This window comes from Rhizobium altiplani, from assembly GCF_001542405.1.
Taxonomy (GTDB): Bacteria; Pseudomonadota; Alphaproteobacteria; order Rhizobiales; family Rhizobiaceae; genus Rhizobium; species Rhizobium altiplani.
This window is the reverse complement of sequence record NZ_LNCD01000106.1, coordinates 129,780-147,298: the sequence shown is the minus strand read 5'-3', so window position 1 is coordinate 147,298 and position 17,519 is coordinate 129,780. Positions and strand designations below refer to the sequence as shown.

General features: G+C 59.9%; 14 protein-coding genes, 1 tRNA gene and 2 pseudogenes. 11 read left to right on the top strand and 6 right to left on the bottom strand.

All coding sequences use genetic code 11. The features are described 5' to 3' along the window. Positions 1 to 210 precede the first annotated feature (210 nt). Complete coding sequence (locus tag AS026_RS25895) at positions 211 to 555, bottom strand: hypothetical protein (protein WP_018857139.1); 345 nt, start codon at positions 553 to 555, stop codon at positions 211 to 213. A 178-nt stretch (positions 556 to 733) separates the two neighbouring features. Continuing rightward, positions 734 to 955, bottom strand: coding sequence for a hypothetical protein (locus AS026_RS25890; protein WP_018116593.1), 222 nt, complete (start codon positions 953 to 955; stop codon positions 734 to 736). Between the two features lie 325 nt (positions 956 to 1,280). Between AS026_RS25890 and AS026_RS25885 the strand changes: the two are divergent. Next, positions 1,281 to 2,457: pseudogene (locus tag AS026_RS25885) on the top strand (integrase core domain-containing protein). A gap of 43 nt (positions 2,458 to 2,500) precedes the next feature. Here the strand turns inward: AS026_RS25885 and AS026_RS25880 are convergent. Then, a tRNA-Ile gene (locus tag AS026_RS25880) sits at positions 2,501 to 2,576 on the bottom strand. Positions 2,577 to 2,731: 155 nt separating this feature from the next. Here AS026_RS25880 and AS026_RS25875 point away from each other — a divergent pair. Both AS026_RS25875 and AS026_RS25870 read left to right on the top strand, forming a co-directional pair. Next, positions 2,732 to 3,472 (top strand): SIMPL domain-containing protein, encoded by a 741-nt coding sequence (locus AS026_RS25875; RefSeq protein ID WP_062372715.1) that lies wholly within the window; start codon positions 2,732 to 2,734, stop codon positions 3,470 to 3,472. 250 nt (positions 3,473 to 3,722) lie between these two features. Beyond that, a complete protein-coding gene (locus AS026_RS25870) occupies positions 3,723 to 4,106 on the top strand; it encodes a BRA0787 family protein (RefSeq protein ID WP_018116585.1) in 384 nt (127 codons plus the stop codon). 52 nt (positions 4,107 to 4,158) lie between these two features. Here AS026_RS25870 and AS026_RS25865 read toward each other — a convergent pair whose 3' ends face one another. Next, positions 4,159 to 4,872, bottom strand: a complete 714-nt coding sequence (locus AS026_RS25865; RefSeq protein ID WP_062372883.1) for a GntR family transcriptional regulator — start codon at positions 4,870 to 4,872, stop codon at positions 4,159 to 4,161. A 268-nt stretch (positions 4,873 to 5,140) separates the two neighbouring features. Here AS026_RS25865 and AS026_RS25860 point away from each other — a divergent pair, with 268 nt between their 5' ends. The 7 genes and pseudogenes from AS026_RS25860 (at position 5,141) to AS026_RS25835 (ending at position 10,754) form a co-directional block, all read left to right on the top strand. Continuing rightward, positions 5,141 to 6,223, top strand: coding sequence for an ABC transporter ATP-binding protein (locus AS026_RS25860; protein WP_062372712.1), 1,083 nt, complete (start codon positions 5,141 to 5,143; stop codon positions 6,221 to 6,223). 30 nt (positions 6,224 to 6,253) lie between these two features. Continuing rightward, positions 6,254 to 7,552: an ABC transporter substrate-binding protein gene (locus AS026_RS25855; RefSeq protein WP_062372708.1), complete on the top strand. Its 1,299-nt coding sequence runs from the start codon at positions 6,254 to 6,256 to the stop codon at positions 7,550 to 7,552. A gap of 73 nt (positions 7,553 to 7,625) precedes the next feature. After that, positions 7,626 to 8,540, top strand: a complete 915-nt coding sequence (locus tag AS026_RS25850; protein WP_018116581.1) for an ABC transporter permease — start codon at positions 7,626 to 7,628, stop codon at positions 8,538 to 8,540. 1 nt (position 8,541) lies between these two features. Then, on the top strand, positions 8,542 to 9,363 hold the full coding sequence (locus tag AS026_RS25845; RefSeq protein ID WP_018116580.1) for an ABC transporter permease: 822 nt from the start codon (positions 8,542 to 8,544) through the stop codon (positions 9,361 to 9,363). A 6-nt stretch (positions 9,364 to 9,369) separates the two neighbouring features. Further along, positions 9,370 to 10,110 carry an aspartate/glutamate racemase family protein gene (locus tag AS026_RS25840; RefSeq protein ID WP_025659330.1) on the top strand — a complete coding sequence of 247 codons (741 nt, stop codon included), beginning with the start codon at positions 9,370 to 9,372 and terminating at the stop codon, positions 10,108 to 10,110. Next, positions 10,092 to 10,175: pseudogene (locus tag AS026_RS43690) on the top strand (flavin reductase family protein); the annotation flags it as partial. The gene AS026_RS25840 and the pseudogene AS026_RS43690, both read left to right, overlap by 19 nt. 93 nt (positions 10,176 to 10,268) lie before the next feature. Continuing rightward, complete coding sequence (locus AS026_RS25835) at positions 10,269 to 10,754, top strand: heme-degrading domain-containing protein (protein WP_018116576.1); 486 nt, start codon at positions 10,269 to 10,271, stop codon at positions 10,752 to 10,754. 119 nt (positions 10,755 to 10,873) lie between these two features. Here the strand turns inward: AS026_RS25835 and AS026_RS25830 are convergent, their stop codons facing one another. Together AS026_RS25830 and AS026_RS25825 are read right to left on the bottom strand one after the other, a co-directional pair. Next, entirely contained in the window at positions 10,874 to 12,121 is a 1,248-nt protein-coding gene (locus AS026_RS25830; protein WP_062372692.1) for a D-arabinono-1,4-lactone oxidase, read from the bottom strand. A gap of 140 nt (positions 12,122 to 12,261) precedes the next feature. Then, complete coding sequence (locus tag AS026_RS25825) at positions 12,262 to 13,521, bottom strand: AGE family epimerase/isomerase (RefSeq protein ID WP_025659333.1); 1,260 nt, start codon at positions 13,519 to 13,521, stop codon at positions 12,262 to 12,264. Between the two features lie 172 nt (positions 13,522 to 13,693). On the opposite strand from AS026_RS25825, the gene metH reads away from it, so the two are divergent. Beyond that, a complete protein-coding gene (metH, locus tag AS026_RS25820) occupies positions 13,694 to 17,467 on the top strand; it encodes a methionine synthase (protein ID WP_062372688.1) in 3,774 nt (1,257 codons plus the stop codon). Positions 17,468 to 17,519 lie beyond the last annotated feature (52 nt).

Here is a 17,519-nt window from a genome sequence, read left to right as displayed (position 1 = left end):
ACTCTTGCGCGCCCTTCTTTAGCCGAAGCCAAGAACACGGCGGGTCGAGCATCAAAACCCTCATGAACTTAACTAACGTGCCAACCTGGGCGCTCGCCATTTATTGCGTCAGCTAAAGGGTTTTGGCTGGTTTGCTTGTAGCCCAACCCGATTAAGAGCCAGACAAACAAGGGAGCTAACCTATCGGCGATAGGCCGGCCGACAACGTGCCTAACGGAATTTCTTTACGACCTCGTACTTCCCGGCTTCCCAAGCTCTCATCTCGCCACCTTCGCAAGAGTAGTTTTCGTCAGTCTCCGCTATCCCGATCCCAATGCCCTCAACCTGGGGATCGTCGAAGGTGACGTATATGTCCGCCTTCTTGATCTTCCGCTCTTGAAAGTCCTCCAAGATTTCCTTGTAGCACGCGACATTGGGTTTCAGATTGTCGCGTAGAATTCGGGCTTCGGTTTTCTTGGTTATCTCTGAGAGCGGGCGTGTCTCAGCGAGAGCAGTAGGAGAAACTGACAGCGCCAACAACAAAGTAGGCGCAAGGGCCAAAAGAAGCTTGCTCATCTCATCGTCCGTTTGACGTCACAAAGCTGGGCATAAGGGCCGCGTCCATGAAGTGAGCCGCGCGGCGATTGTGCATATCATCACAGAGATAGCTAGGGTAGTGCATAGCCCAAGCCGCGCAAGAACGAGACATCGGTCTGGTGCACGACGGATGCTGGCCTTGCGGTAGCCGTTCAGTCTACTGCGCGCCGATCACGATGTCGTCGCGGATCAGGTCCGAAAGTTCCCGTTCATCCGTGACGCCGAGTTCGATCCATTGGAGCAAGCTGTTTGCCTTTCGGCGTGCTTCAACACTTCCGGTGTGATGTCCATGTTCGTCGCACCAGCACTCCAGGATGCGATCGATCAGGTCGGTGATTTTCGATGTCAGCATCGGTCGGTGCCACGAAATCCATTGCATCGGCCCGTCTCCCTTCGAGACTGGAGCCTATGTGCAGCTGCATCGGCGTGGCAACCTCTCTAATATAAGAATCCACTCATATTGCGCTCCTAAACGCCGCTGCGTTGCAAAATGGCAATAGTCGGTGCGTCGGACTAGCGCCGAAAAGGATCAAATTTCGGCTCTCCGAGGCTCGGAAACGTCGTTGAAATCGAGGCCAACGGTGTGCGATTGTGGAAGGGAGATATGTCGGCGGATGGGATCGGAAGATGCCCGACCTGAGAGATAGGTGACGTTTTGTACCGGAGACATGGGTAACACTTTTCGCTTTTGGCGGGAGGTGTTGATGCCGTGGAGAGAGACTTCGGTGATGGAGGAACGTCTACGATTTGTCGCCTGCCTGCTGGAGGGCGAAGGCATAAGCGATGTGTGCCGGGAGTTCGGCATCTCGCGCAAGACCGGCTACAAAATCTTCAATCGCTACGAGGACGACGGCCTGGAGGCGCTGACGGATCGGTCTCGACGGCCGGTGCGTTACGCCAACCAGTTGCCCGAGCCGGTCGAGGCAATGATCGTGCGGCTCAAGAAGGAGAAGCCGCATTGGGGTGCCAGGAAGATCAGAGAACTGCTGGTGAAGCGTCTGGCCGGCAATGTGCGCGTGCCGTCGAAGAGCGGTGCTTGACCGGCACGGGCTGGTCGCTCATGCCCGCCAGCGGCACCGTTATCGGGCAGAAGGAACGGCCTTATCACGGGCCCTTTCGCCGAACGACCTGTGGTGCGCCGACTTCAAGGGCGAGTTCAAACTCGGCGATGGCCGCTACTGTTACCCGCTGACGGTCACCGACCAGGCGTCACGCTACCTGCTTGCCTGTGAAGCCTTCGAATCGACAAAGGAGGTGGGGGTGTTCGAGGCGTTCCGCCGATTGTTTGCCGAACATGGCCTGCCAAGCGCGATCCGCAGTGACAACGGCCTGCCGTTCGCCAACCCCAACGGCCCCTACAATCTGTCGAAGCTGTCAGTCTGGTGGCTGCGGCTCGGCATCGCGCTCGAGCGCATCAGGCCGGGCCATCCGCAAGAGAATGGCCGGCATGAGCGCATGCACCTGACGCTGAAGAAAGAGGCGACCAGGCCACCTGGCAGAAATATCCTGCAGCAACAGGCCCGCTTCGATGCGTTCGTCAGCGAATTCAATACCGAGCGGCCGCATGAAGCCCTGGCGATGAAGGTGCCGCTCGATCTCTACACGCCATCGGCGCGCCGATATAACGGGCTGCCGGAGATCGATTATCCGTTCCACGACCGTGACGCGCTGATGACCCATTGCGGCCGCATCTGCATCTACCGCAAGACGATCAACATCTCGACCGTGCCGGCCGGACAGAAACTGGGAATCAAGGAGGTCGACGACGGCATTTGGCTCGTCAGCTTCATGCACTATGATCTCGGATATATCGACCTCGAGCAGAGGACCTTGCAAACCATCGGCAACCCGTTCGGCACGAGGTTGTCACCCATGTGGTAGGTACGTTTTGTTACCTATGTCTCCGGGCTGGACAAGAAAGAACTGGTGGGCCCGGAGGGACTCGAACCCCCAACCAAGCGGTTATGAGCCGCCGGCTCTAACCATTGAGCTACAGGCCCGGCGACAGCATGGCTGCCGTGTCCGGCGCAATGGTTCCCCGGAACGGGTTTCGCTCTAACGCAATTCTTGAGCGCTCACAAGGGACTGCCGCAATAGCTTCACAATCAATCGGCAAGACGGCAATCGAGACTTCACAATCAGGGAGTTAAACACCGTGCTGCCGAACACCAGAACCATTGCCTTCAGCCTTTTGCTTGGCCTTCCGATCGCCACCATCGCGTTGCCGACACTGGCTGCTGATTCGCAGCCGCGCGAGGCCGTGATCTCCGTCAGTGGCGAGGGACAGGCGAGCGTCGCGCCCGACATGGCGGTGCTCAACCTTTCCGTCGTGAAGCAGGCAAAGACCGCACGCGAAGCGCTCGACGAAAACAACAAGTCGATGACGGATGTCTTGGCGGCGCTGAAAAAGGCAGGCATCGCCGAGCGCGATCTCCAGACGTCGGGCTTTTCAGTGCAGCCGCAATTCACCTACCCGCAATCCAACGATGGTCAGCCACAGCAGCCGCAGTTGGTCGCTTACCAGGTCTCCAACTCCCTGAGCGTGCGCGTCCGCGACCTGTCCAAGCTGGGCGCCATCCTCGACGAAGCCGTCACGCTCGGTGTCAATCAGGGTGGCGACATTCAATTCACCAACGACAAACCGGAAAAGGTGATGGAGGAGGCTCGCAAGAATGCCGTCGCCAATGCCATCGAGAAGGCGAAGACGCTGGCCGGGGCAGCTGGCGTGAAGCTCGGGCGCGTGATCGAGATCAGCGAGACGTCGCCGCGTCCACAGCCGGTGCCGGTCGCTCGGGCCGCCATGATGAAGGCCGCGGCAGACTCAGCCGTCCCGGTCCAGGGCGGTGAAACCAGCTACAACATCACCGTCAACATGACGTTCTCGATCACGCAGTGATCCTCCAACAGTTCAGAAATCTCTAATTTTGACGCCGGGTGGCCGTTGATATTCTCTGCAATATCAATGGCCTGTTTGTTTCTTGTCGGGCGCGGTGGAGCCGATGCGCCGATAAAGGGCTTTATCACGCGTATATTACACTATAACATCGATCGTGTTTTCGGCCTCGCAGGGGAATCTTGAGTTCTGTTTCCCGAGCTCTGCCGGCCGAAGAGGAGGAATGGCACTAGCCCCCAAAGAGGAGACAGACATGACGAATGCCTTGCCGCCGCTTCACGATGGACATGCCCCGTTCACCCTTCAGGAACTCTTCCGCGAAGCACTCTACGCCTTCGAAGAGTGGGATACGGAGCTCACCGAGCCGATTGTCACTTTCGAGGGACGTGTTGTTCCCATCAGCCAGGTCTTCGAGGCGATGCGCCACTGCGACGACATCGTTCCGATGAACATCGTCGGAGCCGTCACAGAACGGCTTACCAAACCCTGGGAGGGCGAAGGACCGCTCGACCAGATGAGTTTTTCGACGGCTGCCCGCGTCATGGGCGTCCTCGTCCGCAAGCGTCTGCTTGCCAATGGCACGGCTGACATTGTCGCCGTTGCAGAACAGCCAGCCGAGCGCCGCTCCGGCAACTGAACGGTTGGATTGCGATCGTAGGGCCGCAATCCCGCTTCCCGTATAAAACTTGCTATGGTTCGAAGGCTTCCTTGAGGCCGACGCTCTTGCGTTCGCGCAGGTCGAGATCGGCCTCGATATGCGCAATGTGGTGCAGCATCAGCCTGCATGCCTCGTCGAGATCGCTCCGCTCGATCGCGACGAGGATGTCGCCGTGCTCGGAATGGCCGCAACTCGATATGGTCGATTGGCCGTAGAGGGCGATCACCAGCGATGAGCGGGCAACAAGCTCATCCATGAAACGCTGCATGATGGCGTTGCCGGATATGGCAGCAAGCGTCAGATGGAAGTCGCCTGATGCCTTGATCTCGGCACGCCGGGCCGTCTGGCCGCGCTCGCCCATCAGGCGGCCTTCCTCGAGCAGCAATTGCTTCAGATGCTGGATTTGCGAAGGCGTGACTCTGGCCGCGGCCTCCCGCAAGATCCCGGGCTCCACGAGACGGCGGGCGGCAAAGATCTGGCGCGCCTCATCGGGCGAGGGGTAGGCGACGAAGGCGCCACGATTCTTTTCGACGCTGACCAGACCTTCATAGGAAAGAGCCTGCAAGGCGGCGCGCGCAAGCGTGCGACTGACATTGAACAAGTTGCCGACATCGCTTTCAGACAGCTTCGTTCCCGGTGACAGACGCCGCTCGACGATCGCATCGCGGATCGCGTCGCGGATTTTTTGTGTGCCTGTATCGGCTGGATCCTCTGCAGTCTGCAGGGCCGTTGCGGTGGGCTTCATGAACACAAATACCTTTTGACCGGGAAATGATATCTGCGTTTCCCGTAAAAGTTAAACGGAATTTGCGCGCAAAGTGAAGGCTAAATTGTATACGATATTTTGCACGAATTGCAGACGATGGCCTATTTTGTGTGCATGTGACGCCGCTGCCTGAATTTTGATATATGGCGTTGCATCGATCGGAAGTCTTTGATTTCCGGACGTTTTGTGCGCCGCAAAAGAAACTGGCACGGCAGATGCATTGTCTTTCTCAAACAGGGGAAGACCAATGTCGAAAGCCGCAGAGATCGATATCGTATCCGTTTCCAAGGTGTATGGCACCACGACGGCGGTCCATTCCATCAGCCTGAAGATTCCGGCCGGCTCCTACTGCTGCTTTCTCGGGCCTTCCGGCTGCGGCAAGACCTCGACGCTGCGCATGATCGCCGGGCACGAAAGCATTTCCTCAGGCGATATCAGGCTCGGGAATACCGTCGTCACCGATTTTCCGCCGGCCAAGCGCGGTACCGCGATGATGTTCCAGTCCTATGCGCTCTTCCCGCATCTTGATCTCATCGACAACGTCGCCTTCAGCCTGAAAATGAAGGGCGTCGAGAAGGAGGACCGGCGCGCCAAGGCGCTTGACATGTTGAAGCTGATGCAGATGGACGCCTATGCGACGAGGCGACCGGCACAGCTCTCTGGCGGCCAGCAACAGCGTGTGGCGCTGGCGCGCGCGCTGATCACAGATCCCGAAGCGCTGCTGCTCGATGAACCGCTCTCAGCCCTCGATCCCTTCCTGAAGATCCGCATGCGTGCGGAGCTGAAGAAGCTGCAGAAGAGTCTCGGCATCACCTTTGTGCACGTGACGCACAGCCAGGAAGAGGCGATGGCGCTCGCCGATATCATCGTCATCATGAACGACGGCAAGATCGAGCAGGCGGCAACGCCGCGCAAGGTCTTCGAGGAGCCGGCCACCGCCTTCGTCGCTCGCTTCATGGGCGATCACAATGTTCTTTCCGGCCGCGTTGTGTCTTCAAATGGCGGTGTCACTACGCTCGAGGTTCCGGAAGGGCAGACCTTCTCGGTGCGCGGCAACGGCAAGCATGCCGGCGAGAGCGTCGATATCGGCGTCCGCACGGATCGTGTGCGCCTCGAAAAGGCTTCCGACAAGACGCTCGGCTTCAACGGTGTCGTCTCCAATATCGAATATCGCGGCGCCTCGGTGAAGCTCACGGTGGCCGGCGCGGGCAGTGACGACTTCACTGTTATCGCGAGTGACGGCGATTATTTCGCCAAACCCGTATCGGTCGGCGATGCGGTGTCTCTGAGATGGGCTCTGGAGGACGCGGTCCTCCTCGGCCGTGCATGAACCTCACCAGCAAAAAGAAGGGGAACTGACATGACAACTGAAAAGAAGACGACGAAGACTGAGGTCGGGATTTCCCGCCGCAGCCTGCTGAAAACTGGCGCCGCCGCGCTCGGCGCTGCTGCAGGCTCGGGCCTCATCACCGGCTTCCCGACGATCTGGGCGCAGTCCAACATCACGCTACGCCAGTTCGGCACCGGTGTTTCCAACATTAACGCCATTGCCGAGCAGTGCAAGAAGGACCTCGGCATCACGCTGGAGATGACGGCGACCGATTCCGACGCCGCCGCCCAGCGCGCCGTGACGCAGCCTGACAGCTATGACATCGCCGACATCGAATACTGGATCCTGAAGAAGGTTTACCCGACCGGCGTCATCCAGCCGATGGATGTGAAGAAGCTGAAGTACTACGACAAGGTCGTTCCGTTGTTCAAGAACGGCAAGCTGAAGCCGGACAGCGTCATCGCGCAGGGCACGGCGCCGCACACGGTCGGCTATGTCGAGAGCGCGGACGCCAAGACCTTCGCCAAGGGCGAAACCGAACTCTTCACCATGATGCCGACGATCTACAATGCCGATACGCTCGGCATTCGTCCGGATCTCGTCGGTCGCGATATCACCACTTGGGCCGATATCATGGACCCGAAGTTCAAGGGCAAGACCTCGATCCTCAACATTCCGTCGATCGGCATCATGGATGCCGCGATGATCATGGAAGCGCTCGGCAACATCAAATACGCCGACAAGGGCAACATGACCAAGGAAGAGATCGACAAGACGATCGAGTTCCTCATCAAGGCCAAGCAGGACGGCCAGTTCCGCGCCTTCTGGAAGAGCTTCGACGAGTCGGTCAACCTGATGGCCTCCGGCGAAGTCGTCATCCAGTCCATGGGGTCGCCGGCTGTCGCGGCCGTCCGCTCCAAGGGCATCGCCTGCAAGTATCAGCCGCTCAAGGAAGGCTACCGCTCGTGGGGCGGCGGTCTCGGCCTTGCCTCGCACCTCAAGGGCGCGCAGCTCGACGCGGCCTATGAATACATCAACTGGTACACGTCGGGCTGGGTCGGCGGCTACCTCAACCGCCAGGGCTACTACTCGGCCTGCATGGACACCGCCAAGAACTTCATGACGGCTGACGAGTGGGGCTACTGGATCGAAGGCAAGGCCGCCCAGGGCGATATCCTCTCGCCTGAGGGCAAGGTCATGGAGAAGGCCGGCGCCGTTCGCGACGGTGGTTCGTTCGAAGAGCGCATGGGTCATGTGGCGTGCTGGAACTCCGTCATGGACGAAGACCGCTACATGGTTCGCCGCTGGAACGAGTTCATCGCTGCCTAAGGCAACCGCTTCTGCCAGGTCCTCTCCCCAGTTCCTTTGGGGGGAGGGCGTCTATAACGGAGAGACCGGAAACATGGCGACGATCGCGTCTTCGCAGGCCGAGCACCAATCGGAACAGACAAGCCGCCGACGGATCGGATGGCCGACATGGGCAGCCTCTTATCTGCAGGCGACGCCGCTAATCCTCATTCTCGGTTTCTTCTTCATCCTGCCGATCGCCATGATCGCCGTCGTTAGTTTCTGGGACTACGACTTCGCCGGTCTCTACCCTGATTTCCTGACCATGAACTACACCGACACGCTCGGTTCATGGGTCACCTGGAAGACCTATCTCAACACATTGAAATTCACGGTGATCGTCTGGAGCCTGACACTCTTCATCGGCTTCTGGGTCGCCTATTTCCTCGCCTTTCATATCCGGCGCACGTCGACGCAGATGATCCTGTTTCTGGTCTGCACAGTGCCGTTCATGACCTCCAACATCATCCGCATGATCTCGTGGATCCCGGTGCTCGGCCGCAACGGTCTGGTCAACTCCGCGCTGGTGCAGATGGGCATCGTGCCGCAGCCGATCGAATGGCTGCTCTATTCCGATTTCGCCGTGGTTCTCGCCATGGTGCATCTCTACACACTCTTCATGGTGACGCCGATCTTCAACACGCTGATGCGCATCGACCGGTCGCTGTTCGAGGCGGCGCGAGACGCCGGGGCCACGGGCTGGCAGATCCTCTGGAATGTCGTGTTGCCGCTGGCAAAGCCCGGTATCGCGATCGGTTCGATCTTCGTCGTCACCCTCGTCATGGCCGACTTTTCGACCGTGCAGGTCATGTCCGGTGGCCAGAGCGCTTCGGTCGCGCTGATGATGAAGAACCAGATGTCGCTGCTGCAGTATCCGGCCGCTGCCGCGAATGCCGTCGTGCTTCTGATCGTTGTCCTGATGATGGTCGCCGCCATCCTGCGCGTCGTCGATATTCGGAAGGAGCTTTGAGATGAACCACGAGAAGCGCACCTTTGAATTCTACGTGCTCGCTGCCTTCTTCCTTGTCTTCGTGCTGTTCCTCTACGGACCACTCTCGGCGGTCCTGATCCTGTCCTTCCAGGGGCCAGACGGGGGCCTAACATTCCCGCTGAATGGCGTTTCCGTTCACTGGTTCTACAATCTCTTCGAGAAGCAGGCAGTCGGGGATTTCGGCGCATCCTTCCGCCGCTCGTTCACGCTCGGGCTGATGGTGATGGTGGTCACCGTAGTCGTCTCGCTGTTGGCCGGCCTGGCGTTCCGCCGCCGCTTCCGGGGCGCGACCGTGCTCTTCTACGCAACGGTCGCGAGCCTGGTGGTTCCGTCGATCATCATTTCGCTCGGGATCGGCGTGGTCTTCCAGCAGGGCGGCCTTAAGCCTGCCTGGTACTCGTCCGCCTTCGGCGCGCACCTGACATGGACGCTGCCCTTTGGCGTGCTGATCATGTTTGCCGTCTTCAACCGGTTTTCGCCAGCCTACGAAGAAGCTGCGCGCGATCTTGGCGCGAATTCGTGGCAGACCTTTCGTCATGTCGTGTTGCCGATGATTGCCCCCAGCCTGATCGGTGTCGGCCTGTTCGGGTTCACGCTCTCTTACGACGAGTTCGCCCGCACGCTGATGACGTCAGGAAGTTACAACACGTTGCCGCTCGAAATCTACGGCATGACCACCAACGTCACCACGCCGGTGCTCTATGCGCTCGGCACGGTCACGACGTTGTTTTCCTTCACCATCATCCTCGTCGCGCTCGGCATCATGCTCATGCTGCGTCGGCGCCAGGCAAAGGTAAGCTAACCCCTAATGCGCATTCTTCTGGTTAATCCCAATACGACTGAAACCATGACCGACAAGGCCGCCTTTGCTGCCTGCGCGGTCGCGGCGTCCGGCACCGCCATCATTGCCGCCACCTCACGCATGGGGCCGGTATCGATCGAAGGACATTATGACGGAGCGCTCGCAATCCCGGGACTTCTCAGCGAACTCAAGGAGCGGGCTGGCGAATACGATGCCGCCATCATCGCCTGCTTCGACGACACGGGACTAGATGCGGCGCGCAGCTTTGCCGACGTGCCGGTGCTTGGGCTCTGCGAATCTGCGGTCGCCACCGCAGGCTTCCTGGCGCAGCGATTTACCGTCGTGACGACGCTGGAGCGTTCGCGCGTCCTGATCGACAACCTCGTGCGGCGCTACGGCATGGGAGGCCGCGCGAAGGTGCGCGCCTCCGATATTCCGGTTCTTCAGCTCGAAGATCCCGCCTCGGGTGCTATCGGCAAGCTCCGGGCCGAGATCGAGCGTGCTCTTGCTGAGGATGGCGCCGAAGCGATCGTGCTTGGTTGCTCCGGGATGACTGATCTGGCTCGCGAGCTGCAGGATATCTACGGCGTGCCCGTTGTCGACGGCGTAGCCGCGGCGGTGAAGCAGGCGGAAGCGCTGGTGTCACTTGGGCTGTCGACCAGCAAGCGCGGCTCCTACGCGTCGCCGCTGGCCAAGCCCTTTACAGGCGCGATGAGTGTTTTTGCGCCGATGCGGGCAGCAGGCTGACCTGTGACGGCGATACCTGTTCGACGATCCGTGACCGTTTCGAAATGCTGACGCCCCAATTGTAAGCTTCCGGGCAGCGCCACGATTCCGCTTTACTTTTCACCTCCGCTTGCATTTGTTCAAACAAAAGCATTGCAGGAGAGGAAGCACACGTGACCATGCCGGACGACGACCTTAAGCGGATTGCAGAACAGGAGAAGGTGCTGAGTTTCGACACCTTCGATCTCACGACAGCATGGCAGCTCGGCAGGCTCCTGCAGGAACTTGGAACCGAGCGCGGCCTCGGGATCGCGATCGACATTACGCTGCATTCGATGCCCGTCTTCTATGCGGCACTGCCCGGTGTCACGCCCGACAACGTCCAGTGGGTGCGGCGCAAGCGCAATCTGGTGCTGCGCTACTTCAAGAGCAGCTACGCGATCGGTCTCGATCTTAAGGAGAAGGGCAAGACGGTTGCCGACAATGGTCTTTCGGATGCCGACTATGCGCCGCATGGCGGCAGCTTTCCGATCAATGTGAAGGGCACCGGCTGCATTGGCGCGGTCACCGTATCCGGCTTGCCGCAGCGAGACGACCACAATCTTGCGGTCGAGGCGCTGGCATTGATGCTGGCGAAAGACATCGACGCCCTTCGCCTGGCGTGATTGCTGTTTCACTTGGCGTGTCTTGGCACGCCAGGTTTACGCTGCGAGCGATCGGATGGGGAGGACGGCTTCAGTTGGACCCAATCGAGGTATGCGAAGCCCCCATCAACGGCAGCCGCTCAGTTCGAGCCGAAGACAACGTCTTCCAACCACGGGTTAGAGAACCTCCGTTCCGGATCCATCCTGTCGCGAAGACGGACAAACTCGGCAAGCTTTTCATATTTGGCGCCGATGTTGCGCTCCGTAAAGACCTTGCCCCAATGCGGCAGGGCTGCGAAGGGCGAGAGTGCCTGCTCGATATGCCCCACGGCCGCATTCACGGCCTCCTGATCCCGAACCCAGGTAAAGTGGAACGACAGCGTATCGCGGTGATACTGAGGACTGAGCCATAGCTCGTCCGCCGCGACAGTCCGGAGTTCGCCCGCTTGCACCAAGTGGGCAAATTTATCGCGGATCGACAGCAGCGCTTCGATCGCTGCCGCGCCGTGTTTGCGTGGAAGGTGGAACTCGGACTGTATCTCTTCGCCATTGCTGGGCGTGAAGCCCATTTTGAAGTGCGGGAGCCTGTCGGACCAGCGGCCATATTGCCCCAACTGATCCGTGGAGTTTTGCGCGTCCAATTCGCTTATGGGGTGCCTGTTGACCATCGCGCGTGTTGCGCCGTGGATGTCGGCCGGCCAGTCCTCGGCGGACGCAGTTCTCTTGACCCAAATCGATCCTGCTTGTTGACCCCATTGCGTGAACACGCTGACGCTGTAGCCCAAGGCCATTATCTCATCGAGGTTGGCCAAAAGCTTGTCCCAGGCCAATCCTTCGTAGACGCACTGTGCGACCTGAAACTCCGGCTGAACGTCAAGCGTCACGCGCGTTACGACGCCAAGCGCGCCCAAATGCACCAAGATGCCCGCGAAATCGGCATCGCCGCGGGTCACCTTCACGAGGCGGCCGTCGCCTGAGACGATTTCCAATCCCGAGACCGCTGTCGCCAGATTGCCGTTCCGGTCGCCTGAGCCATGCGTTGCCGTGGCAATCGCGCCAGCAATGGAGATGTGGGGTAGGGAGGCTAGATTGTGTACGGCAAGACCATGGCCATGGAGGAAAAGCGCAAGCTCGCCATAGGTGCAATGACCGCCAACGGAAACCTGTCTCCCATCGCCTTCGATGACGGGGTCGATTGGCACATCGGCAAGCGACAGGGCAACTTCGCCATCGGCGATCGCATTGAATGAGTGGCTTGACCCCACCGTCTTTATCTTTGGCGCTCGCATCACGACTTCGCGGACCGCTTCCACCGAAGACGGATAGAGGCAGTCTCGAAAGCCATAGTGAAAGCTTCCCGCCCAGTTAGCCTTTGGAACCCGCGTCATAACAAAACCTCGCGCTTCTCTATCGCACAGCCATTCCAACGACGTACTTTGCGCCGCTGTGCCGGGTCTCCGCTCAAGTTACGGCGTCGACGCGACGCCACTTGATGATCGAGCGCCACTGAAGCGGCGCTCGCTCTATATCAGATCTTGCCGCCCGCCTCGGGAATGACCTTGGTTAGGCTTCCCGTTGCGGGGAAGAGGGGGATCAGGCAGGCCTGCAGGGCGTGGTAGATGTCGCCCTTGCCGGGGAACAGGCTGTGTGAGGGTACCAGATTTTCCGTCAGCTCCTCGTGCCAACCGCCATTCTTGTGGTCGATGAAGGCGCGTTCGATCACGTTCCAGATCCTGCGGTAATATTCCTCGTGGTAGTCGCTTGGCAGGTGCTCATTGAGGAAGTGCGCGGCGGCAGCGCCCTCGCAGGCCGGCCACCACAGCTTGTTGCGCTTGGCCGGCTTGTCTTCCCAGTCGAGTGTATAGAAGAAGCCGCCCTTGTCGTCGTCCCAACCGAGGGCGATCGACTGCGAGAACAGGCTCTTCGCCGCATCTGGCATCCACTCCTGCTTCTTGCCGCCAAGCACCCAGAGTTGGAGAAGGAGGCGCGCCCACTCCAGCCAATGACCAGGAGTAGTGCCTGCCGGGCGGAACATTTCGTTCGGATGATAGTAATCCTTGTCGAGGCCCCAATCGGTGGTGAAGTGCTCGGCAACGCGCCAACCGACGGAGCCGGCGGCTCGACGAATGACGAGATCAGCAATGCTTTCAGCCTTGGCGAGATAGTCGCGGTCGCCGGTTGCCTCGAAGGCCGCCATCAGCGCTTCGGTCAAATGCATGTTGGAGTTCTGGCCACGGTAGTTGCCGCCGTCGAGAGCCTGCCAGTCGGCGGTGAACTCTTCGGCAATGGCGCCGTGCTTGGCTTCCCAGAACTTGGTATTCAGGACCTCGGCAATATCGGCAAGCATGCCGTCGGCAAGCGGATGGCCGACCGTCTTGGCGGAGGACGCTGCGAGCAGGACGAAGGCGTGGCCATAACCCTGCTTGTTTGAATCGACGGGGCCCTTGTCATCGAGCGACCAGAAGTAACCGCCGTTCTTGGTGTCACGGTGATGGTTCCAGATGTACTGCATGCCATGATCCACGACGTCGGAGGCGCCGGGACGGCCGAGCAGCGTGCCGATCGCAAAGCAATGAACGGCGCGTGAGGCTATGTGGATCGGACGGACCTGACCGGCGGCATTGAGCGGTTTGCCGGCATCGTCGAGATCGAAGAAGCCGCCTTTCGGGTTGACGGAGTTGTGCTGGAAGAAATCGAAAAGGCCGTTTGCCTGTGCGAGAAGCCAATTGCGGTGGTAGGCGCGGGTGGTCCAGTTTCCAAGCGCGGCGTCGCCGATTGCTAGTACCATGATACTCCTCCAATTTCGTGCACAAAGCCTTCGTAACCGCCTATATAGGGGTCGCCCGAGTCTGTCATCTGCCCAGCGCCGCAAAGGCGCCACATGATGGGCATATATTGACATAAAGATATCTTTATGTGATTTGACCAATTGGCCTGTAACGACGTCAAGGAGTCCGCCCGTGTTTGATACTCTGTTTAGTTCCGAAGGGACAAAGCGCGACGGTAGCGAAGTGTTTGCGGCGCTCAAGAAAGCTGCCAGTGAACGTATCCTCGTTCTTGACGGCGCCATGGGCACGCAGATCCAGGGGCTTGGCTTCGACGAAGACCATTTTCGTGGTGATCGCTTCATCGGTTGTGCCTGCCATCAGAAGGGCAACAACGACCTGCTGATCCTGACGCAGCCGGATGCGATCGAAGAGATCCATTACAAATACGCAAAGGCCGGCGCCGATATTCTGGAGACCAACACCTTTTCGTCGACCCGCATCGCACAGGCCGACTATGCGATGGAAAGCGAAGTCTATGCGCTTAACAAGGAGGGCGCCGAGATCGTGCGCCGCGCCGCGATCCGTGCTGAGCGCGAGGACGGCCGTCGTCGTTTCGTCGCCGGTGCCATCGGCCCGACGAACCGCACCGCGTCGATTTCGCCCGACGTCAACAATCCGGGCTTCCGCGCCGTCAGCTTCGACGACCTGCGCATCGCTTATGGCGAGCAGATCGACGGCCTGATCGATGGTGGCGCCGATATCATCCTCATCGAGACGATCTTCGACACCTTGAATGCGAAGGCCGCGATCTTTGCTTGCGAGGAGCGCTTCGAGGCGAAGGGCATCCGCCTGCCGGTCATGATCTCGGGCACGATCACCGATCTTTCTGGCCGTACCCTGTCCGGCCAGACGCCGTCGGCGTTCTGGAACTCGGTGCGGCACGCCAACCCGTTTACGATCGGCCTGAATTGCGCACTCGGCGCCAACGCCATGCGTCCGCACTTGCAGGAGCTGTCGGGCGTTGCCGATACCTTCATCTGCGCCTATCCGAATGCTGGCCTGCCGAACGAGTTCGGCCAGTATGACGAGACGCCGGAACTGATGGCGGCGCAGATCGACGAGTTTGCACGCGAAGGCCTCGTCAACATCGTTGGCGGCTGCTGCGGCTCGACGCCTGAACATATCAAGGCGATCGCTGAGGTGGTGGCGAAGTACAAGCCACGCCCGATTCCCGAGCATCGCCCCTTCATGTCGCTGTCGGGTCTCGAACCGTTCGAGCTGACCAAGGACATTCCCTTCGTCAACGTCGGTGAGCGCACCAACGTCACGGGCTCCGCCAAGTTCCGCAAGCTGATCACCAATGCCGACTACACGGCAGCGCTCGATGTGGCACGCGACCAAGTTGAAAACGGCGCGCAGATCATCGACATCAACATGGACGAGGGCTTGATCGATTCCGAAAAGGCGATGATCGAGTTTCTGAACCTGATCGCCGCCGAACCGGATATCGCTCGCGTGCCTGTGATGATCGACTCCTCGAAGTTCTCGATCATCGAGTCCGGCCTGAAGCGTGTCCAGGGTAAGCCGATCGTCAACTCGATCTCGCTCAAGGAAGGCGAAGAGAACTTCCTGGCGCAGGCGAAGCTGCTGCACGCTTATGGCGCGGCCGTCGTGGTCATGGCCTTCGATGAGACGGGGCAGGCAGACAGCTACGAGCGCAAGGTCGAGATCTGCACGCGCGCCTACAAGATCCTGACTGAAAAGGCGGGCTTCCCGCCTGAGGACATCATCTTCGATCCGAACGTCTTTGCTGTCGCGACCGGCATCGAGGAGCACAACAACTATGGCGTCGACTTCATCGAGGCGACGCGGACGATCCGTAAGACGATGCCGCTGGTGCATATTTCGGGCGGCGTCTCGAACCTGTCCTTCTCGTTCCGTGGCAACGAGCCGGTGCGCGAGGCGATGCACGCCGTGTTCCTTTACCACGCCATCCAGGCGGGGATGGACATGGGCATCGTCAATGCCGGTCAGCTGGCGGTCTATGACAATATCGACCCGGAGCTGCGCGAAGCCTGCGAAGACGTCGTGCTGAACCGCCGCGCCGACGCGACCGAGCGGCTGCTTGAAGTGGCAGAGCGTTATCGTGGTGCCGGCACCCGGGAAGCGAAGGTGCAGGATCTCACCTGGCGCGAATGGCCGGTCGCAAAGCGGCTGGAGCATGCGCTGGTCAACGGTATCACCGAATATATCGAAGCCGACACCGAGGAAGCCCGTCAGCAAGCGGAGCGGCCGTTGCATGTCATCGAAGGCCCGCTGATGGCCGGCATGAACGTGGTCGGCGATCTCTTCGGCTCCGGCAAGATGTTCCTGCCGCAGGTCGTCAAGTCGGCGCGCGTGATGAAACAGGCGGTCGCGGTACTCCTTCCCTACATGGAAGAGGAGAAGCGACTGAACGGCGGCGACGAGCGCAAGGCTGCCGGCAAGATCCTGATGGCGACCGTGAAGGGCGACGTCCACGATATCGGCAAGAACATCGTCGGTGTCGTTCTCGCCTGCAACAATTACGAGATCATCGATCTCGGTGTCATGGTGCCGGCAACGAAGATCCTCGAGACTGCCGTCGCCGAGCAGGTGGATGTCATCGGCCTCTCAGGCCTGATTACCCCGTCGCTCGACGAAATGGTGCATGTCGCCGCTGAAATGGAACGTCAGGGACTGGACCTGCCGCTCTTGATCGGTGGCGCGACGACCAGCCGTGTCCACACGGCGGTCAAGATCCACCCGGGCTACAACAAGGGCCAGACCGTCTATGTGACGGATGCCAGCCGCGCGGTCGGCGTCGTTTCCTCGCTGTTGTCACCTGAAGGTCGCGACGGTTATGTGGCCGACATCCGCGCCGAATATGCGAAGGTCGCTGCAGCGCACGCCCGCAGCGAGGCGGAGAAGGTGCGCCTGCCGCTGGCACGTGCCCGTGAAAATGCCGCTGCGGTCGACTGGGCGGCCTACAAGCCGACAAAGCCGAGCTTCCTCGGCACCAAGGTATTCGACGGCTACGATCTTGCCGAGATCGCCAAGTACATCGACTGGACGCCGTTCTTCCAGACCTGGGAGCTGCGTGGGCGGTTCCCGGCAATTCTCGAAGACGAAAAGCAGGGCGAGGCGGCTCGCGCGCTGTGGGCCGACGCGCAGGCCATGCTGAAGAAGATCATCGACGAGAAGTGGTTCAACCCGCGCGCCGTCATCGGCTTCTGGCCGGCGAACGCGGTCGGCGACGATATCCGGCTGTTCAAGGACGATAGCCGCAAGGAGGAGCTTGCCACCTTCTTTACGCTGCGCCAGCAGCTTTCGAAGCGCGATGGCCGGCCGAACGTCGCATTGTCGGACTTCGTGGCGCAAGCCGACAGCGGCATTCACGACTATGTCGGCGGCTTCGTCGTTTCAGCCGGTATCGAAGAGATCGCTATCGCGGAACGCTTCGAACGTGCGAACGACGACTATTCGTCGATCCTCCTGAAGGCGCTGGCCGATCGCTTCGCGGAGGCCTTTGCGGAATGCATGCACGAGCAGGTTCGTCGCGAATATTGGGGTTATGCCAAGGATGAGCATTTCTCCAACGAGCAGCTGATCAGCGAGGAATATGCCGGTATCCGTCCGGCGCCGGGCTATCCGGCGCAGCCCGATCACACCGAGAAGAAGACGCTGTTTGCTCTGCTCGATGCCGAAAAGGCTGCCGGCGTGCAGCTCACCGAGAGTTATGCGATGTGGCCGGGTTCGTCTGTCTCCGGCATCTACATCGGCCATCCCGAATCCTACTACTTCGGCGTCGCCAAGGTGGAGCGGGACCAGGTCGAGGACTACGCAGCCCGGAAGGGCATGGACGTAGCCGAGGTCGAACGTTGGCTTGGACCGGTCCTCAACTACGTACCGCGCAAGCGTGACGAGGAAATCGAGGACGCTGCCTGATCGGCGGCGTCTTCAGTATTTGATTCAAGGACCAGATGGATTGATTCAGCTC

What these genes read in the sequence shown, in the direction of transcription:
- AS026_RS25895 (WP_018857139.1), bottom strand. Translation starts at nt 555, where the DNA reads ATGAGCAAGCTTCTTTTGGCCCTTGCGCCTACTTTGTTGTTGGCGCTG.
- AS026_RS25890 (WP_018116593.1), bottom strand. Translation starts at nt 955, where the DNA reads ATGCAATGGATTTCGTGGCACCGACCGATGCTGACATCGAAAATCACC.
- AS026_RS25870 (WP_018116585.1), top strand. Translation starts at nt 3,723, where the DNA reads ATGACGAATGCCTTGCCGCCGCTTCACGATGGACATGCCCCGTTCACC.
- AS026_RS25865 (WP_062372883.1), bottom strand. Translation starts at nt 4,872, where the DNA reads ATGAAGCCCACCGCAACGGCCCTGCAGACTGCAGAGGATCCAGCCGAT.
- AS026_RS25860 (WP_062372712.1), top strand. Translation starts at nt 5,141, where the DNA reads ATGTCGAAAGCCGCAGAGATCGATATCGTATCCGTTTCCAAGGTGTAT.
- AS026_RS25855 (WP_062372708.1), top strand. Translation starts at nt 6,254, where the DNA reads ATGACAACTGAAAAGAAGACGACGAAGACTGAGGTCGGGATTTCCCGC.
- AS026_RS25850 (WP_018116581.1), top strand. Translation starts at nt 7,626, where the DNA reads ATGGCGACGATCGCGTCTTCGCAGGCCGAGCACCAATCGGAACAGACA.
- AS026_RS25845 (WP_018116580.1), top strand. Translation starts at nt 8,542, where the DNA reads ATGAACCACGAGAAGCGCACCTTTGAATTCTACGTGCTCGCTGCCTTC.
- AS026_RS25840 (WP_025659330.1), top strand. Translation starts at nt 9,370, where the DNA reads ATGCGCATTCTTCTGGTTAATCCCAATACGACTGAAACCATGACCGAC.
- AS026_RS25835 (WP_018116576.1), top strand. Translation starts at nt 10,269, where the DNA reads ATGCCGGACGACGACCTTAAGCGGATTGCAGAACAGGAGAAGGTGCTG.
- AS026_RS25830 (WP_062372692.1), bottom strand. Translation starts at nt 12,121, where the DNA reads ATGACGCGGGTTCCAAAGGCTAACTGGGCGGGAAGCTTTCACTATGGC.
- AS026_RS25825 (WP_025659333.1), bottom strand. Translation starts at nt 13,521, where the DNA reads ATGGTACTAGCAATCGGCGACGCCGCGCTTGGAAACTGGACCACCCGC.